The organism is Luteolibacter rhizosphaerae, from assembly GCF_025950095.1.
Classification (GTDB): Bacteria; Verrucomicrobiota; Verrucomicrobiia; order Verrucomicrobiales; family Akkermansiaceae; genus Haloferula; species Haloferula rhizosphaerae.
Genome location: NZ_JAPDDR010000003.1, coordinates 152,770 through 169,459, shown reverse-complemented (window position 1 = coordinate 169,459; position 16,690 = coordinate 152,770). Strand labels below are relative to the sequence as shown.

Sequence of the window (16,690 nt, the reverse complement as noted above, 5' to 3'; positions counted from 1 at the left end):
AACCCATGACCCGAAACAATCCGGGGCGGACTCGTGCCGCCCGTAGCACCGCCTTGTCCGGTGTGCTGAAGAAAGCGGTCCTCCTCGGCTTCTTAGGCCTCGGTGCCGCAGACCTCCAGGCCCAGCAGCTTGTTCACCGCTGGAGCTTCACGAACTTGAACGACAGCGTCGGCACCGCGAATGCCACCCTGAATGGCACCGCCTCCGTCAGCGGCGGCCAACTGGTGATCCCCGGCGGCGCTGCCCGAACGAACTTCGCGGCGCTGCCCATCGGCGCCACCATTGCCTCGAGCGATAGCCTCACCGTCGAGGCTTGGTTTACCAGCACCACCAACCAGAACTGGGCGAAGGTCTGGATGTTCGGCACGCCCCAAGCGAACGAGGCCGCCACCGGCTACATCGACTTCACGCCCTTCACCGGCATCACGAACAACCCGCCCAGCACCGGATTCAAAGCCCCGGCGGGAGCGCAGACGAATACCCGCGGCGGCACGAATCCCGCGGCACTTGGAACAGGCACGCAGATCCACTCCGTGGCAGTCTTCGATGACGCGGCGAACGAGATCCGTCTCTACCTGAACGGGACCCTGGCCGACTCCGAAGTGTGGAACGGGACGATCTCCCAGCTGGGGAACACCACCCAGAACTATCTCGGGGCCGCGGTTTTCTACGGCGATCCCTGCCTCAATGGTTCCATCAACGAATTCCGGGTCTGGAAGGGAGCGATGAGCGCTGCCCGGGTTTCCGCGAATAGCACCGCGGGTCCGGATACCGTGCCGCCGCATGACCCGCGGATCAGCGTCCCGGGCACCGTGGCCGCCACCTCCAGCGGTGGCGCGATCAGCGTCAACGTGCCAGTCACCAACGAGGGCTCCGCGAATAGCCTCTCGATCACCGGTGCCACCTTGGCCGGGCAGGATGCCGCTTCCTTCGGAGTCACCAGCACGCTACCCCTGAACGTCGCACCCGGTGCCACCTCGAATCTGGTGCTGTCCTTCAATCCCGACGGCTTCACGGGCAATTTCACGGCTACCGTGGAGATCGCCAGCAGCGATCCCTTCAATGCCTCAAAGATCGTGAACCTCCAGGTGCAGGTGGCATTGCCGGACATCGCCGTGACGACACCGGGTGCGTATGGCCCGGTAGCCCGTACCGCGCCACAGCAGAGCTACTCCCTGCAGATCTCGAATACCGGGCAAGGCGAGCTGGCGATCATCGATGCGATCTTCATCGCGGGCAACACGGCTCCCACCCACTTCCAGCAGTTCGATGTCACCCGTGATTTCGTCAGCGAGGGAGCCCTCATCGTCGCACCCGGCGGGAACACAAACCTCGCCTTCACCTTCAATCCGGGTGGAGTTCACTCGGGCGCGAAAACCGGTATCCTGCGGATCTTCTCCGATGATCCCGACCAGAACGAAGCCCAGATCGACATCCCCATCACCGTGAACGTCACCGGTGCCCAGTCGGAAAGTCCGCCGGTCCTTGCGCACCGCTGGAGCTTCACCACGGATGGCAGCGATAGCGTCGGCTCGGCCGCCGCGGTCCTGAATGGCACCGCCAGCGTATCGGGTGGGAATCTCGTTCTGGCTGGCACGGGTGTCCGCACCAATCACGCCACGATCCCGATCGGCTATACCATCGCCAGCGCCAGCAGCATCACCGTGGAGGCCTGGTTCACCCCGGCGAATGCCACCCAGACTTGGTCGAAGCTCTGGATGTTCGGCACTCCGGGAAGCTCCGGGGAGCAATCCACCTACATCGACTTCACGCCCCGCTCCGGCATCACCGGGGATGCTCCCAGTTCCAGCTTCCGCTCGCCCAGCGGCGAGATCAATACGCGGGCCGAGCCGAATCCCCCCGCGCTGGTGGCAAATGTCCAACGCCACGCCGTTGTCGTCTACGACTCCGTGGCCGATCTGATCTCCATCTATCTGGACGGCCAGTTGGCAGACAGCGTGGCATGGGTCGGCGAGATCTACGAACTCGGCAATACCACCGATAACTTCATCGGCGGGGCCGTCTTCTTCGGCGATCAGGATTGGGCCGGCACCGTCAATGAGATGCGCATCTGGCGCGGTGCCTTCACCTCGGCGAATGCCGCGGTGAGCAGCTCCAGCGGCACCGAGCAGCTCCCTGACCTCAATGCCGTGCCCAGCTCGGTGAAGATCGGCAGCGTCACCATCAGCGGAGGAAATATCGTCATCGGCGGTGTAACGGGCCTGGTGAGCGGCCAGTCCTATCACCTGCAGACCGGCACGCTCTTGAATGACTTCGTGGCCGTTCCGGGCAGCACCTTCACCGGTGGCGGAGCGATCCCGGTCGTGCCGGTCAATGGTCCCCGCCGCTTCGTGCGGATCGTGGACGGCGCCGCGCCCTGATCCGAGAATCATCCGAATGCGAAAACAAGAACGCCCGGAGGGACACTCCGGGCGTTCTTCATTTCAAATGCTCCCGCGGTGCCACGGTCTCACTCGCCGTCCTTTTCGGCCGGCAGCTTCTCGTCCTGCGGCGCTTCTTCCTTCTTCGCCTCTTCGGGGGTGGCCTCCACCGGCTTGGCTTCCTTCGCCTGAGCGGCGATCTTGGCCACATCGGCGGCGGGCAGGATCACCGGGCTGATCTGGATCTGGCCGGTGCGGGCGCTGCTGGCCTTGCCTTGGCGCAGCACCGAGATGCCGAGCAGCTTGCCATTCCCCAGGAAGACCGGGCAGCCGATGGTCTCGTTCGGCACGCGGTAGAAGGTGCGCGGCTTGGTCGTCAGGCCGGTGATCTCGGTGCTGATCAGGCTCGGCTCACGGTTCATCGCCTCGTCCATGCGGCCCAGTGCCACGCATTCGTCGAGCAGTTGGCCCGGAGAAGAATTGGCCAGATCGATGGCCTTGAACTCCACGCCCTTCGCCTCGTCGCTTTCGCTGCGCACCTTAATGAAGGCGAGACCGAGGTCCTCGTCTTTCAGCACAAGATCAGCCGGCACTTCCGAGCCATCGGCGGTGATCACCTTCACCTCCTTGATCTCGGAGCTGGCCTTGAGCTTCACCGGCCCCTGCGGGGTGGGGAAGGTCTGCCCGTCCACCATCGAGGATTTGTCGATGCTTCCCAGCGCGGTGACGATCAGGCCGGAGGCGTCCACCACCGTGCCGGTGGCCTCGCTTTTGTCCTCCTTCTCCTGCGCCGCCAGCATGTTCTTCAGGTTCGCCGGCACATCGCCTTCGGCGGACATGCTGGTCTTCGCGAGCACGGAGAGCCAGACGACGGATTCGCCATGATCGGCGGAGAGCTTGCGGGCGGTTTCGCGGAACTCGGCGGTAGCGGCGGAGGCCAGTGCCGTGGTCGCGGCCAAGGCGAGGGTCAGATGACGGATCATATCGGTGAATGGATAAACTACTATGGATCTAATAAATGAATTCGGAGCGCCGGGTCCGGTTCTTACCAGCGCGGTTCGATTTCGAGGAAGTAGGTGCGCGGGCCGCGCCGGATGCCGAAGACCACGCTGCGCGGCTTCGCTTCACGCAGTGAATTGAGCTTCGCCTTCAGCGTCGCGATCTCGTTCACCTCGGTGCCGTCGATGGTGAGGATGATGTCGTCCGCGGCGAGCCCGCCGAGCGCAGCCCAGCCGCTGGGCTCCACTTTCAGCACTGCCACCCCGGCAGGATCCTCGCCCTGCTCCTCCTTCGCGCGATCACGCTGGGAGGTCGAAAGCTGGCGTGCGGTGAACTCGAAGAGCTCGTCGCGATGTTCGCTCAGCTCGCTATCGTCGATCGGGCGCGGGGCCAGCGCCACGGTCCATGTCTGCTCCTTCCCTTCGCGCAAGCCGGTGAGCTCCACGGAGGCATCGGCGGGGTAGGCAAGAATCAGTTCGGGGAATACCTCGGCATCTTCCGGTCGGCGGGCGTTGATCACCTTGCCGTCCAGCTTGAGGACCAGGTCTCCTTCCTGCAGCCCGGCCTTCTTCGCCGGAGAGTCCGGTGCCAGTGCGGTGATGCGCACGCCCTTCTTGCCCGGGATGCCGAGTGCCGTGGCGAGTTCGTCCGTGATGACCTGCGTCGCGGCACCCATCCATGCCTTCTCCGCCAGTCGAGGGCGAACGGCATCCTTGGGCGTGCCCACCTTCACCACCGTCGCCAGTTGCTCGCGGCTGCGCTCGAACTCCACTAGGATCGGCTTCGGCTCGTTCGCTCCTTGGGTCAGCTCTGTCGTGATCTTCTCCAACTCCTCGCGCGTCTTCACCGGCTTGCCGCCCACGCGCACGATCACATCGGCCGCGCGCAGCGGTGGCTTGGCTTCGGCGGAAGGTCCGCCGGCCCGCACGGTGTCTACCAGCACGCCGTCCGTGGTATCGCGCGATTTCTCCAATGCGGACACACGGGTAAAATCCCTCGCGGTGAAGCCCCATGGCCGGAGTTCGTCCTCCTTGCCCATGGTCGGCTCGCGCTGCAGTGTCGTGATCTCCCAGCTCTGCGGCTTGCCATCGCGCACGCCTTGCAGCGTCACCTTCGTGCCCGGCGCGGTGGCCAGCACCATCGCGTTGAAGACCGGCAGATCTTCCGCCGCATGGCAGTCGGGAATCGCGTTGCCATTGTAGCTCGTGACGAAATCGCCCGGCTTGATCCCGGCGGCTGCCGCGGGGCTGCCTTTCCAGACCGAGGCTACCAGCGCGCCTTTCTCTTCGGTCATGCGGCGCAGCAGCGGTTGGATCTCCATGCCGATCCAGCTCCGTGTCACGCTGCCTTTCTCGATGAGTTCCGCGGCCACCTTCTTGGCCAGATTCGAGGGAATCGCACCGCCCAAGCTGGCGATGCCCACTTCGTTCACGCCCACGATTTCGCCGGCGGGGTTCACCAAGGGGCCGCCGCTGTTGCCGGGGTAGATCACCGCATCATGGCCGATCCAGCGCACCAGCTCCCCCACCGTTTCGCCATCCAGTGTCAGGGAGATCTGGTGCTTCGGCACGATCATCGCCGTGTTTGCCACGATCCCGCGGGTGATCGATTGCGAGAGCCCGCCCGGGCTGCCCATCGCCAGCACCGTATCGCCCACTTTCAATTGATCGGAATCGCCGAAGCTCGCCACCGCCAGCGGCTGGTCCTTCAGGCGGCGGGTGGAGAGATCTAGCTTCAGCACCGCGAGGTCGGAGAGCGCATCGGTGCCCACCAGGGTCGCATCGATCTCCTCACGATTGGAAAGCGAGCACACGAAGCGCGTCCCGCGTCCGGCCACGTGGTGGTTGGTCAGCACATGTCCCTCCGCAGAGATGATCGCTCCGCTGCCGCTGCCCTGCATTTTGCGCATGCGCCCATCCATGCCCTCCTCCATGACCACGTAGATGCGGACGAGCGCCGGGTACATCTTCTTGATCGCATCCTCGACCTCGGCGGCGGGCGGCGGGGTGGCCACGGCCTGTGCGAGCACGGGCTGGGCGGTGGACAGGGCGAGCAGGAGGAGCGCGGCGCGGCAGGAAAAAGTCATCTGGATGCAGGGTGCGCCTAGAAGCGCCCCCCTGCCACCCGCTTGTTCAAGTATTCGCCGCGCCGCCCCAGCTCACGGAGGCGAGCAGCCGGTCCGGACAGCACCGGGCGCGGAGTATTCACCTCCCGTTGCGGTGATGACGCAGCAGCCCGAGATCACTCCGCCGCTGCTCAGGCTAATCGTGATACCGATGCCCCCGCTGAATTGGACAGTGCTTCCGGTAACCGTGCAGGCCGTGATGGCATCTCCCCCGCTGTTGACGGTGCAGTTCGTGACCGTGATGGCTTTGATGCCAGCCCCCTCGACCGCGGAGACGAAGCAGTCGGTCACCGTGCCGAAGCTGCTCTCGATTCCGTAGGAATTGCAATAGGTGACTTGGCAATTCGAGATGGTCTGAGCGTTGATCCCGAAGCCGTCGTTGAAGGCGACGACGCAATTCGAGACGCGGCTGTAGGGGGCGGAGATCCCCGAGCCATTGTATTGGCAGGAAACCTGATCAATGTCTGCAGAATGTCTCTGACTCGGTCCGCCGCTCCAGATGGCGGAGGTCCGGCAACCGCGGATGGTGAGGTTGTGGAAACGACTGCCGACACGGGCATCGTTCAAGATACCATAGGAGAAACCGTTGCGGGTGATGGACCAGTCGTTCGACCAGTTTCCGGTGAAAGTGGAACTCCCGGCAATAGTCCCGTTCTTCACGGTCACATTGGTGGCATCGAAGTTGATGTTGATGGCGCTGCCGGATGCACCGGGTGCCGAAGCGAGCGTGAAACCGTTGAGGTCGATGGTGACATCATTCGCCGAGACGGTGATCGCGTTGCCAGAACCGATGTGTTGGAGATTTCCCTGCAGATAGTAGCTCCCGGAGGTGGAGATCGAAAATGGTAGCGATGTGATGGGTGTGCGATTGTCCTTCGCGGCGACCAAGGCGGTGGTTCCGCTTTGAATGGTGGTCACTGCCGCTTGGGTCGCGGTGGTGGTGGTGGCGATCGCCTCGAAGGATGGCGTCTGGGTGTCGAGGCCGGTGCCGCTGCCATCGGCGCGGGCACCCACGGAGTTCGCGATGCGTGCGGCGGAGATGGTGGTGGAAGGCCCCGTGGTTACCGAGCAATCGGTCACCACTCCGGCACGGATGCCGATGGTGCCAGCGATGCGGACCGAGCACGCTTGGACGATGCTGGACTGATCCGATCCCAGATCGATCCCGTAGCCGCGAATACCGGTGATTGAAACGCCAGAGACCTGAACGGATCGAGGTGCCAGGGAGCGCCAGTTGATGCCGCTATCGAAGCCGGGTCCATTCGAGAACACGCCGCCGCTGTAAGTGGTGCCGCTGCGGATCGTGCCATTCGAGATCGAGATCCGCTGCACCTCGCTGCCCAAGCCGATGGCATCTCCGCTGGCCGTCGAGGAAGTGGACGCGATGGTGAAGCCATTGAGATCCAGGCTCACGTCGCTGGCATTGATCAGGATGCCGTTGCCGGTGGTGACGGTCAGATTTCCCATCAGCACGTAGGATCCCGGGGTGCCGATCGTAACGGTGGCGGTGCCGCCGGGGATCTGGGTCCGCTTGTCTGTGGCAGCTCCGATCGCTTCCAAGGAGGCACCGCCTTGAACGATCCCGGTACCGGTGCCGTCCTGCCTGGCGCCCACGGAGTTCATCACGCGCTCGGCGGCGATCGAGGTGGAGGCGGCGTTGGTGACCGAGCAATTGGACACCACGCCCGCGCGGATGCCGATGCCGCCCACGTCCCGCACGGTGCAGGCCTCGACAATCGAGGAGTTGTTCACCGAACTGCCGACAGTGATGCCCTCGCCGGGCACACCGGTCACCGAAACCCCGCTGATGCGGCAGGCGATGGGACTGGCAGTGGACCAGTTGATGCCGCTGTAGAAGCCGGGTCCGGAGGAGATCGCATTGCCGGTGAAGGTCGCGCCGCTGCGGATATGGCCATTGGAAATGCTCACGCGTTTCCGGGTGCCGTTGAGGCTGATGCCGTAATTGGCGGCCGTCGGATTGTTAGACGAGATGGTGTAGCCGTTCAGATCCAGCGTCACGTCATCCGCCTCGATGTTGATGCCGTTGCCGGTGGTGACATCGATGTTTCCAGTCAGGTAGTAGCTGCCGGGTTGGGTGATGGTGAAGTGGGGCCCGGCAATGGACGGCTGCGGGCTTTTCGGAATCGGGACGCGGGCCTCGAGTTGATCGAGGGTCTTCATGCCCGGCGCTGGAGGTCCTGCCGGTGGGGCGAGGGGGCCTTGGGCGAAGGCCGGAGCGGAGAGGAGAACGAGGCCTGATAGGAGAAGGGAGCGCATGGGAGTGAACAAGCGTCAGGGTGCAGGAGTAAAGATGCCGCGGCGGGCGAACTTCAGGTCGCCGTTGAAGATGTCGTAGTAGGCGATCGCGGGTTGGCCGTCGGGACCGAAGATCAGCGAGACGCCGCTTCCCACAGAGTAGCCTGCGGTTCCGCTCTCATCGCCATCCACGAGGGAGAGATCCCAGGTGCTCCCGTTGTAGCGCGCGAACTTCAGGTCGCCGGTGTTGGCCACGTGATAGGCGATGGCGGGCTGCCCGTCGGGCCCGAAGGATAGCGAGGTTCCGGCCGAGAATTCGCCGGTGCCATCGACCGGCACCTCCGACCAACTGTTCCCGTTGAAGGCGGAGAACTGGAGCAGGCCGGTCGTGTTGATTCGGTAGGAGATCGCCGGTCTGCCCGCGGGGCCGAACTTCAGCGAGGTGTAGCGGCCGGCGAAGGGGCCGCTCCCGATGGGTGTGCCGAGGGTCCACGTCGATCCGTTGTAGCGTGCGAACTTCAGATCGTTGTTGGTGACGTCGTGATAGGCGATCGCCGGGTTCCCGTCCGGTCCGAAGGCCAGGGAGGTGGACTGGCCGATATTGGCTGCACTGCTGTCCGGGCTGGAGAAGTTCCAGGTGGAGCCGTCGTAGCGGGCGAATCTCAGGTCGCCGTTCGTGATGTCATAGTAGGAGACCGCGGGATTGCCGGAGCTGTCGAAGGCGAGCGAGCAGTATGATCCGACGCTTGCGATCGGATCGGGGATGGTTTCGGTGGTCCACAGGTTCCCGTTGCGTCGGGCGAGCTTGAGGTCGGTGTTGCTGCTGTCGAAGTAGGCGATCACCGGTTGCCCGCCCTCGCCGATTGCCAGCGAGGGCGAGGTCCCGACGTTGCCGGGACTGTTATCCACGGTGGTGACTTGCCAGCTGGCTCCATTCTGGCGTGCGAACTTCAGGTTCGTATTCGTGGAGTCGTGGTAGGCCACCATTGCCTGGCCGTCCGTGCCGAAGGCGAGCGAACACTCGCTGCCCACCGATCCCGTGCTGTCGATCGTCCGGATATTCCAAGCGAAGTTTACGCCGGAGCCGCTGAGCAGTCCTGCCAGGACCCGGTTGTCAGCCTGCACCTGGGCGATCTGCGTGGCGAGGGACTCCACGGTGTTCCCCGAAACCAACAGTCCGTTGCCTCCCGCCGCCAGCGAGCTGACGCAGTTCGAGGTGGTCCGGGCGATGATCGAGTTGCTGCCGCAGAGCGTCGCGGAGGAATCGGCCACGGCGCCGGCACGGATTCCGAAGGCACCCACGTTGCTCACGATGCATTCGGTCGCCACCGAGTTTCCGGTGTCGGCCAAGTCGATGCCGTAGTCGCGCACACCGGTCACCGTCAGATGGGTGACGCGGCAGTTGTTAGGGTTGCCGGAGGCCCAGTCGACTCCTCCGATGAAGCCGGGCCCGGCATTGAAGGTGCTGCCCGTGTAGCTGGAGCCGCTACGGATGTTGCCATTGCGGATGGCCAAGTTGCTCAGGCTACCGGCAATGTTGACGGCGCGACCGCTTGCCGGATTGGCCGTGGAGGCGAGCGTGAATCCATTCAGATCCAAGGTCACGTGGCTCGCGGTGATCGTGATCGCATCACCGGTGCTCACCGTGATGTTTCCCGTCAGGATGTAGGAGCCCGGCTGCGAGATCGTCACCGTCGTCGTGCCCCCGGGTAGCGGGATCCGGGCTTCGATCTGGTCCAGCGTCCGCATTCCCGGCGTCGGCGGGCCGACGGGTGGTGCGATCGGCCCTTGGGCGAATGCCACGGATGCCGTCAGGAACAGGATGGGGAGAGTTCTCATGGCTGAAGGGGCTTGATGGCTTGCACCCGCAGGAAGTTCCGGGGGGAGGGTTGGAAATCGAAATCGCGCGTCGTGGTCGGGCCGGAGGAAGGGGCGAAGAGGCCGATCTCGTTGACCCAAGGCGTCGCGCCGAGATTTGTGGACGTTTCCAGGCGATAGAGCCGGCGCGGTGAACTGGTGAAGGTCACGTCCCAGTGATTGTAGCCATCGTTCGGGAAGAAGCTGACCAGTTGCTGGGTGATCCGCAGGCGGCTGTTAGGATCGTTCGGATCCGTGTCGGCGATGTGCTCCTCCTTGTCGGAGATGCCATCCTTGTCCGCATCGCTGCTTCCGTTGGCGGCTGTTAGATTGCCGAACTTCTCGATCTCCCATGCGTCGGCGATGCCATCGCCATCGGTGTCCGCCGAGTAGAGTGTGGCAGTCTTGAGGGTGGAGAGGTCGAACCAGCCGACATTCGCGCCCCATGCGTAACCGCCGAACTGGCCGGTGATCAGGTCCACCCGGGCTCGGGAGGGATCGCTCTGCGGCCGCGGTGCACCGCTCGAATTGATCCCGAAGTTGATCCACCCGATGTTCGCTCCCCATGCCAGTCCGTAGAGAGTGCCGGCACCGTCGTGGTTCACCCCGGTGTCGGCACCATCGGTGTTGGCATAGCGGATCCCGTTGGCCGGAGTTCCGTCGCCGAAGTTAATCCAGCCGATGTTGGCACCGTAAGCGAAGCCGGAGCAGGCATACTCGCCAACGACGAGGCCCTTCTGATCCGGCCGGGCATGAACCCACCCCACGTTCGCTCCGTAAATATAGGGCGAGGTCGCGGCGATCGTGCTTGGCACCGCCAGTCCCGGCGGCTGGATGCCAGCGGGCTGCGGACCGCCCAGCGTGGCAATATCCGCGGCGGAGAGTTCTTCGTTCCACCAGGCGAAGGACCCGAGCTTGGCAGGCTTCAGGTCGCTGCCGCCCACCGTTTCGTCCGAGAAAAGATGGAAGACCGACTGCAGCGAGAAGTTGCCGTTGAAGGTGCTGGTCCGCGGACTGCCCGTCGGCACCCCGTTCAGATAGCACTTCTGCGTGGGGATGCCTCCCGCGCCGTCATTGCCGCAGGTGATTGCCAGCCGGTACCACGTGTTCACCGCCACCGCGCTTGCCGAGCTCAATGCCGGCTGCACCGTACCGGTGAGGTTGTTCGGCGAGGCCACGTAGATGGTCACATCGAGGTTGTTCAGCGGGCTGAGCTGGATCAGCCCGGCATAGGGCTGCATCGCGTCCAGCTTCACATCCATCACCATGGTCCACCGATTGGTCCGGGTGGCACCGGCACCGCCGTTAGGCCCGGCGGTATTGGTGACCGTGAGCCGCTTGGCAGGGGTGGTGAAGGGCTGGGTCTGTAGATACTGGAACCCTGCCCCGTCCGTGCCGAAGCTATAGTCGCTGCCCGCGGTGAGGCTGGAGGCATCCAAGGCGGCAGACCCCGCGGCAGGCGTGAAGTTTCCGTTCAATTGCCACAGCCCCGTGGGGTTGGCCAGATCGGCACGCGCGGTGGAGGCAGCCAGCAAGCCGGCCACGAAAAGGAAGGACGCTTTCACGGAAGGGAAGGGTGAGCTCCCTCTTCGCGCCGCCCGACGTGGAACGCCGGACGACGCGGATCATGGAGCTATGGTGGAGCGTTCACCCGGGTGAGGTGTAAAAGTCCGCGGGGGGGGAAATTCAGCCTTCCTTCCGCCCGGGTGAACGATCCGAGTATCCTTAAATTCAGCCTTGGGGGAAATACGCAGGACCGCGTACGCGCCTCAGTCGGCTGGCAGCCCGGATCGCACCGCCGCGGTCCGCGTCTCGGTCCCGGTCTTGCGCAGGATGTTCTGCACATGCTTGTCCACCGTCCGCGGCGAACAGCCGAGGATGATCGCGATTTCCCCGTTACGCTTGCCCTCCACCATCCAGCGGAAGACCTCCGCCTCCCGGGCCGTCAGCAGCTCGCCGCTGGTGGGCATCACCACCCGGCTGATCTTGTCCATCGCGCAGGCATTTGAATGCGCGAGCTGGATGTGGCGGACCGCCAGCGCCAGCAGCGTCTTCATCCGGGGCGGGATCGGCCGGTCGCGGTTGATCGTCAGCGTGCTGATCCAGCCCGGCCGGGAGAGAAGCACATTTACCTGATGCTCGATCCCGTACGGACGAAAGATGTCGTGATAGAAGTCGGTCCGGTGCAACTGCCTCCGGGAGGCCAAGTCGGCGATATCCACGATCCGATCCGACCCGCCGCCGGTGATGTAGCCGTAGATGGGATTCTGCTGATAGACCTCTTGGAGCCGGGAAACGAACCGCGCCAGCTCTTCCGGACTGATCTCCACATTGTGATCGAAGCCGTAGAAGAGACCATCGGCACCGATCTGATCGAAGGCGATAGTCGCCCCCGGTAGCAGCTCAGACGTCAGCCGCACCAGATGCGCCCCGAAATCCTCGAGCGCGACCGGCTCCTGTAGTCCCGCGACGAAGTCGAGCAGGCGCAGGTAGTCCGAGTGGTGGAGACGTTCCATCGACGTCTAACACCATAAGTCGCCTGCAATCGGGGGCAAGGACCGGAAGGGAAAATCGGACGCTGCAATTCGCACTATTGCTTGAGCTGGAACAAAAAAGGGCGACCGGCTCGTCCGGTCGCCCTTCGGGAATCTGTCGGGATAACTTAAGCCGCGGCGTAGTTCTCCGCCACCACATCCCAGTTCACCACGTTCCAGAAGGCCGTGATGTAGTCCGGGCGGCGGTTCTGGTAGTTGAGGTAGTAGGCGTGCTCCCAGACATCGAGGCCCAGGATCGGGGTCGCGCCCTTGGTGCCACCGAAGTCGGGGCCCATGATCGGGTTGTCCTGATTGGCGGTAGAGGTCACGGCCAGACCGTCGGCGGTCTTGGAGAGCCAGGCCCAGCCGGAGCCGAAGCGGGTCGTGGCGGCCTTGGCGAAGGCTTCCTTGAAGGCATCGAGGGAACCGAAGGACTTGTCGATTGCCGCGGCGAGCTCGCCGGAGGGAGCCGTGGCACCACCCGGGGCGATGAGCTTCCAGAAAAAGCTGTGGTTCACGTGGCCGCCACCGTTGTTGCGCACGGCGGTGCGGATGTCGTCCGGCACGGCACCGAGGTCCTTGATCAGGTCTTCGGCGCTCTTCGCCTCCAGGTCGGACTTGCCGGCCAAGGCGGCGTTCAGGTTGGTGACGTAGGCGTTGTGATGCTTGCCGTGATGGATCTCCATCGTGCGCGCATCGATGTGCGGTTCCAGGGCATCGAGCGAGTAGCCGAGAGCAGGGAGCGTGTGAGCCATGATCGTGGGGTCGGTTTGATTTGCGTTCGCGCGGCCCGGCCGGTACTCCGGAGGGGCGTGCGCGACGGGCCCAACCTTGCCCCGGGGCCAAGCGTCCGCAAGGAACAATCCGACCATGCCTCCCGAACTTGAATCCACCCTCCCTTGGATTGCTGGCGCTTTCGTCACCGGAATCTTCCTGAGCTGGCTGATCACTTGGCTGGCGCTCTCCGGTCGCCGGGCCCGCTTCGAGGAGCGGCTGAAGGCGGACGAACGGCAGATCACCGAGCTGGCGGCCCGCCACGCCGCGGCGATCTCAGAATCCCACCAGCACGAGGCCAATGGCCAGGCGATGCGGACGCAGCTTGCCGAACTGAAAACCCGTTTGGAGGACGAGGTGCGCTCGGCAGCGGAAAAGCAGGCCCTGCTCGACCGGGCGGAGCATCGGCTCTCCGATACCTTCAAGGCCCTCTCGGCCGACGCGCTCCGGTCCTCCGCCGAGCAATTCCTCCATCTCGCCAAGACTTCCCTCCGGGCTCAATCGGAGGAGGCGAAGGGGGATCTGGAGAAGCGCAAGATGGCCATCGAGAACCTCGTCAAGCCGGTCGCGGAATCCCTCGGGAGATTCGAGAGCCGCATCGGCGACATCGAAAAGGCCCGCGAAGGCGCTTACGCCGAGCTGAAAACCCAGGTGAAGACTCTGGCCGAAGGCCAGCTCGGCCTGCAGCGGGAGACCGCCCAGCTGGTCAAGGCCTTGCGTCAGCCGACCGGTCGCGGCCAATGGGGCGAGATCCAACTCCGCCGGGTGGTCGAGCTGGCCGGGATGCAGGAGCATTGCGATTTCCAGACGCAGACGACCACGGTGACCGATGAAGGCCGACGCCTGCGCCCGGACCTCGTGGTGAAATTGCCGGGCGGCAAGACCATCGTCGTGGATGCGAAGACGCCGATGGATGCCTACCTCGACGCGCTCGAGGCCACGGACGACCGCCAGCGGGAGGAAGCCCTCCACCACCATGCCCGCCAAGTGCGCACCCACATCACCCAGCTCGCGTCGAAGAACTACACCGCCCAGTTCGAGAACGTGCCGGAATTCACGGTGCTTTTCCTGCCCAGCGAGTCCTTCTTCTCCGCCGCGCTGCAGTGCGATCCCGGCCTCATCGAGCGGGGCGTGGAACATGGCATCATCCTCGCCACGCCCACCACCCTGATCGCCCTGCTACGGGCCGTCTTCTACGGCTGGCGCCAAGAGGCCATGGCGGACAATGCCCGGGAGATCTGCGCCTTGGGAAAAACGCTGCACGAACGACTCGGCACCTTGGCCGGCCATTTCGTGAAGCTGGGCAAGTCCCTCGATAACGCCGTGGGCCACTACAATGCCGCCGTGGGCGCCTACGAAACGCGCGTGCTCGGCACGGCACGGAAGTTCACGGATCTGGAAGTGGCGGCTCACGATGCGCCGCTACCGGACTTGGAGCCGATCGAGCGATCCCCGCGCTTGCCGGCAGATGCCGCTGCGTCGGAATCGGAGGAGGAACGCGAAACCACCCCGGATCCGAAGGTGAAGGCCCTGTCCGTGGCCTCCGACCTTCGTTCGGCCCTGGGCGAGTGATTTCAGATCACCACTCCGGCCCGTCGGGGAGAGCGTGGTCCTCCTGTGAGGACATGGAACACTTGATGTAGAGCTCTCCTATCGGAGGGAAGACATCCGGGTGCGGGCGGCTGTAGGAGCCGCCACCGGCGCAGGTGGCGTATCCCTGCATCTCGTTGAGCATCTTGCCGCTGATGTAGCCCTTCAGGAAAAGATGCGCGCCGATATCCTGGGTGCCATTCTCCGCGTAGGGCATGCTGCCGGGATTGTATTCGTAGAGGTTCTGATAGGAACGCACGGCGGTCTGCACCATGCGCATGTTGAGGATGCAGCCGGCGCGATCGGAGCCGTTCTTCCACGCGCGTGCGCCTAGGATCAGTACAGTAGTCAACGAAAGGAGGACGGCGATCACCACGGTTACTTCCAGCAGTGAGAAGCCATGCTTCCTTCTCGAAGACCGCAGGGGGGATGCGGTTTTCATTCTTGGGGGGATTGGGGGTGACGGAACCGTAGCAGTTCCCTGCCGCGGCGACATCACGTGATCACGTGCAGTAGTGCTACGCAGTGCGCAGCACGCTCGCGGCGCGGAGGAAACTCTCCTCGCCGAAGCCGAGCATCTGCTTGAGCCGGGCATCCCGCTCCATCGGGTTCCTGATCGCGGCGGAGGCGCGGAAATCCCTCCACGACAGCATCCCGAAAACCCAGGTGAGCAAGCCGCTGGAAGGCACCGGCAGGTCGCTGCCGTGGAGAATGCGTCCCTCCATCTCCGTGGAGACCAGGCCACGCAGGGCGGAGGGTCTCAGGCGGAAGCTCAGCCCGGCCAGCGCGCTATTGTCGCCATAGAGATTCGGATACTTCGCCAGCATCTCCGCGAAGACGTCGAAGTAATCGGGATCCAGCACCATCATCCCGGTGCCCGCATGCGCGGCGATGCAGGTCACGCCGATCTCCAGCGCGCGGGTCAGCACCTTCGGGGATGCGAGTGCGTGGTCCATCACCGGCATCGTGCGCTCGCTGCCGGTGTGGGCCAGCAGCGGCAGCTTGGCCTCGGCCATGCGCTCGAGGAAGGCGGTGTAGCGTGGCAAGTTCCAGTCGATGCCCTGCACATTCGGCAGGCATTTGAGCGCCGCTGCTCCACCCGCGAGACACTTCTCCAGCTCTTCCATCGCGTCCTTGCGCGCGGGATGGATGGAGACGCCGGCGAGGAATTCGGGATGATCCTGCGCCAGCTTCAGCACGTAGTCATTCGGCACGTAGAGTGAGGAGAGCTCGGGGATCGCCGTGCCGTCTTCCTTGTGAGGAAGCTCGTGGGCCAGAAGCATCGCACGATCGATCAGCGTCGCGCCGCGCACCATCTCCAGCAGCTTCTCCGCATATAGTCGGTCGAACTCCGGGCCATGCAGATCCTTGGTCGTAAGCCCGACCGCCCGCACCAGAAAGGGCTCGCCGATGCGGGTAAGGCCTTTCGGCCGGTACCAACAGCCGGTGCCGCCGGTCCCCGTGCCCACGATGTGGACGTGACAGTCGATGCGGGGTGATCCTCGTTCTACCATACGCGGACAATTCCATAGGCATCCCATGCCTCGTCTGCAGAGATGATTCCCAAGCGGCGCCGTTTGGCTTGGCAGATCAGGATCCGGTCGAAGGAGTCGCCATGACGCTTCGGAAGATCCTGGAGCAGCCGGAAGTCCTCCACTGAAGGCGAAAGAAGGGGGACCGCAATGCGCTCCAATTCTTCCGGGTAGATCCGGTGCCAATCGTCATCCACCGCGAAATCGAAGCCCTTGCCCGAGAGCTTGATCGCGATCTCCCAGAAGCTGGCGGAAGAGTGGTAAAGTGGCAGGCGGCCGTCGATCTCCTTGGCCGCCTTCTTGGAGAGGCGCTTGTCACCGTGAAGCATCCAAAGAAGGGCATGGGTATCCAGTAGCCATCCCTCCACGTCTGCGGAGCTCATGCTTGTTCGAAAGAACGGGCGATCTCCTTGTTCAACTGGGGATCATCGAACTTCGCTCCGATCTTCAGCTTCTTCCCTTTGAGGCCTCCAATCCGGCTGCCGCCTTGAAACTCGGTGATGAGGTTGAGCCTCACGATAGGCTTGTCGCGCCGGGCGATGATCACTTCTTCCCCGCGCTCTGCGGCTGCGATGAGCTTGGAGAGCTGGGTCTTCGCCTCGTGAATGCTGACCTGCATGACGGAATAACTTAGCTAAGTTA

13 protein-coding genes are annotated in these 16,690 nt (G+C 64.0%); 2 read left to right on the top strand and 11 right to left on the bottom strand.

The window, feature by feature from the left end; all coding sequences use genetic code 11:
* Positions 1-5: 5 nt before the first annotated feature.
* On the top strand, positions 6-2,381 hold the full coding sequence (locus OJ996_RS06465) for a LamG-like jellyroll fold domain-containing protein (protein WP_264512430.1): 2,376 nt from the start codon (positions 6-8) through the stop codon (positions 2,379-2,381).
* 89 nt (positions 2,382-2,470) lie between these two features.
* Here OJ996_RS06465 and OJ996_RS06460 read toward each other — a convergent pair whose 3' ends face one another.
* The 7 genes from OJ996_RS06460 to OJ996_RS06430 all read right to left on the bottom strand — a co-directional run bounded on the left by OJ996_RS06460 (position 2,471) and on the right by OJ996_RS06430 (position 12,907).
* Positions 2,471-3,364: a S1 family peptidase gene (locus OJ996_RS06460; protein ID WP_264512428.1), complete on the bottom strand. Its 894-nt coding sequence runs from the start codon at positions 3,362-3,364 to the stop codon at positions 2,471-2,473.
* Positions 3,365-3,426: 62 nt separating this feature from the next.
* Positions 3,427-5,466, bottom strand: a complete 2,040-nt coding sequence (locus OJ996_RS06455; RefSeq protein ID WP_264512426.1) for a PDZ domain-containing protein — start codon at positions 5,464-5,466, stop codon at positions 3,427-3,429.
* Between the two features lie 72 nt (positions 5,467-5,538).
* Positions 5,539-7,782, bottom strand: coding sequence for a hypothetical protein (locus tag OJ996_RS06450; RefSeq protein WP_264512424.1), 2,244 nt, complete (start codon positions 7,780-7,782; stop codon positions 5,539-5,541).
* A 15-nt stretch (positions 7,783-7,797) separates the two neighbouring features.
* Positions 7,798-9,600, bottom strand: coding sequence for a right-handed parallel beta-helix repeat-containing protein (locus OJ996_RS06445; protein WP_264512422.1), 1,803 nt, complete (start codon positions 9,598-9,600; stop codon positions 7,798-7,800).
* Complete coding sequence (locus OJ996_RS06440; RefSeq protein WP_264512420.1) at positions 9,597-11,183, bottom strand: LamG-like jellyroll fold domain-containing protein; 1,587 nt, start codon at positions 11,181-11,183, stop codon at positions 9,597-9,599. Before OJ996_RS06440 ends, OJ996_RS06445 begins: the two co-directional genes overlap by 4 nt.
* Positions 11,184-11,387: 204 nt before the next feature.
* The gene (locus OJ996_RS06435; protein WP_264512418.1) at positions 11,388-12,134 is read right to left on the bottom strand and encodes a helix-turn-helix transcriptional regulator; all 747 of its coding nucleotides are present in this window, start codon (positions 12,132-12,134) and stop codon (positions 11,388-11,390) included.
* A gap of 146 nt (positions 12,135-12,280) precedes the next feature.
* Positions 12,281-12,907, bottom strand: coding sequence for a superoxide dismutase (locus tag OJ996_RS06430; RefSeq protein WP_264512417.1), 627 nt, complete (start codon positions 12,905-12,907; stop codon positions 12,281-12,283).
* A gap of 115 nt (positions 12,908-13,022) precedes the next feature.
* Here OJ996_RS06430 and OJ996_RS06425 point away from each other — a divergent pair, with 115 nt between their 5' ends.
* Positions 13,023-14,498: a DNA recombination protein RmuC gene (locus tag OJ996_RS06425; RefSeq protein ID WP_264512415.1), complete on the top strand. Its 1,476-nt coding sequence runs from the start codon at positions 13,023-13,025 to the stop codon at positions 14,496-14,498.
* 7 nt (positions 14,499-14,505) lie between these two features.
* Here OJ996_RS06425 and OJ996_RS06420 read toward each other — a convergent pair whose 3' ends face one another.
* From OJ996_RS06420 to OJ996_RS06405, 4 genes are all read right to left on the bottom strand, one after another.
* Positions 14,506-14,958, bottom strand: a complete 453-nt coding sequence (locus OJ996_RS06420) for a type II secretion system protein (protein WP_264512413.1) — start codon at positions 14,956-14,958, stop codon at positions 14,506-14,508.
* Between the two features lie 76 nt (positions 14,959-15,034).
* The gene (locus OJ996_RS06415; protein ID WP_264512411.1) at positions 15,035-16,030 is read right to left on the bottom strand and encodes an amidohydrolase family protein; all 996 of its coding nucleotides are present in this window, start codon (positions 16,028-16,030) and stop codon (positions 15,035-15,037) included.
* On the bottom strand, positions 16,024-16,431 hold the full coding sequence (locus OJ996_RS06410; protein WP_264512409.1) for a type II toxin-antitoxin system VapC family toxin: 408 nt from the start codon (positions 16,429-16,431) through the stop codon (positions 16,024-16,026). The genes OJ996_RS06415 and OJ996_RS06410 overlap by 7 nt, the downstream gene beginning before the upstream one ends.
* Entirely contained in the window at positions 16,428-16,667 is a 240-nt protein-coding gene (locus OJ996_RS06405; protein WP_264512407.1) for a type II toxin-antitoxin system Phd/YefM family antitoxin, read from the bottom strand. The genes OJ996_RS06410 and OJ996_RS06405 overlap by 4 nt, the downstream gene beginning before the upstream one ends.
* Between the last annotated feature and the right edge of the window lie 23 nt (positions 16,668-16,690).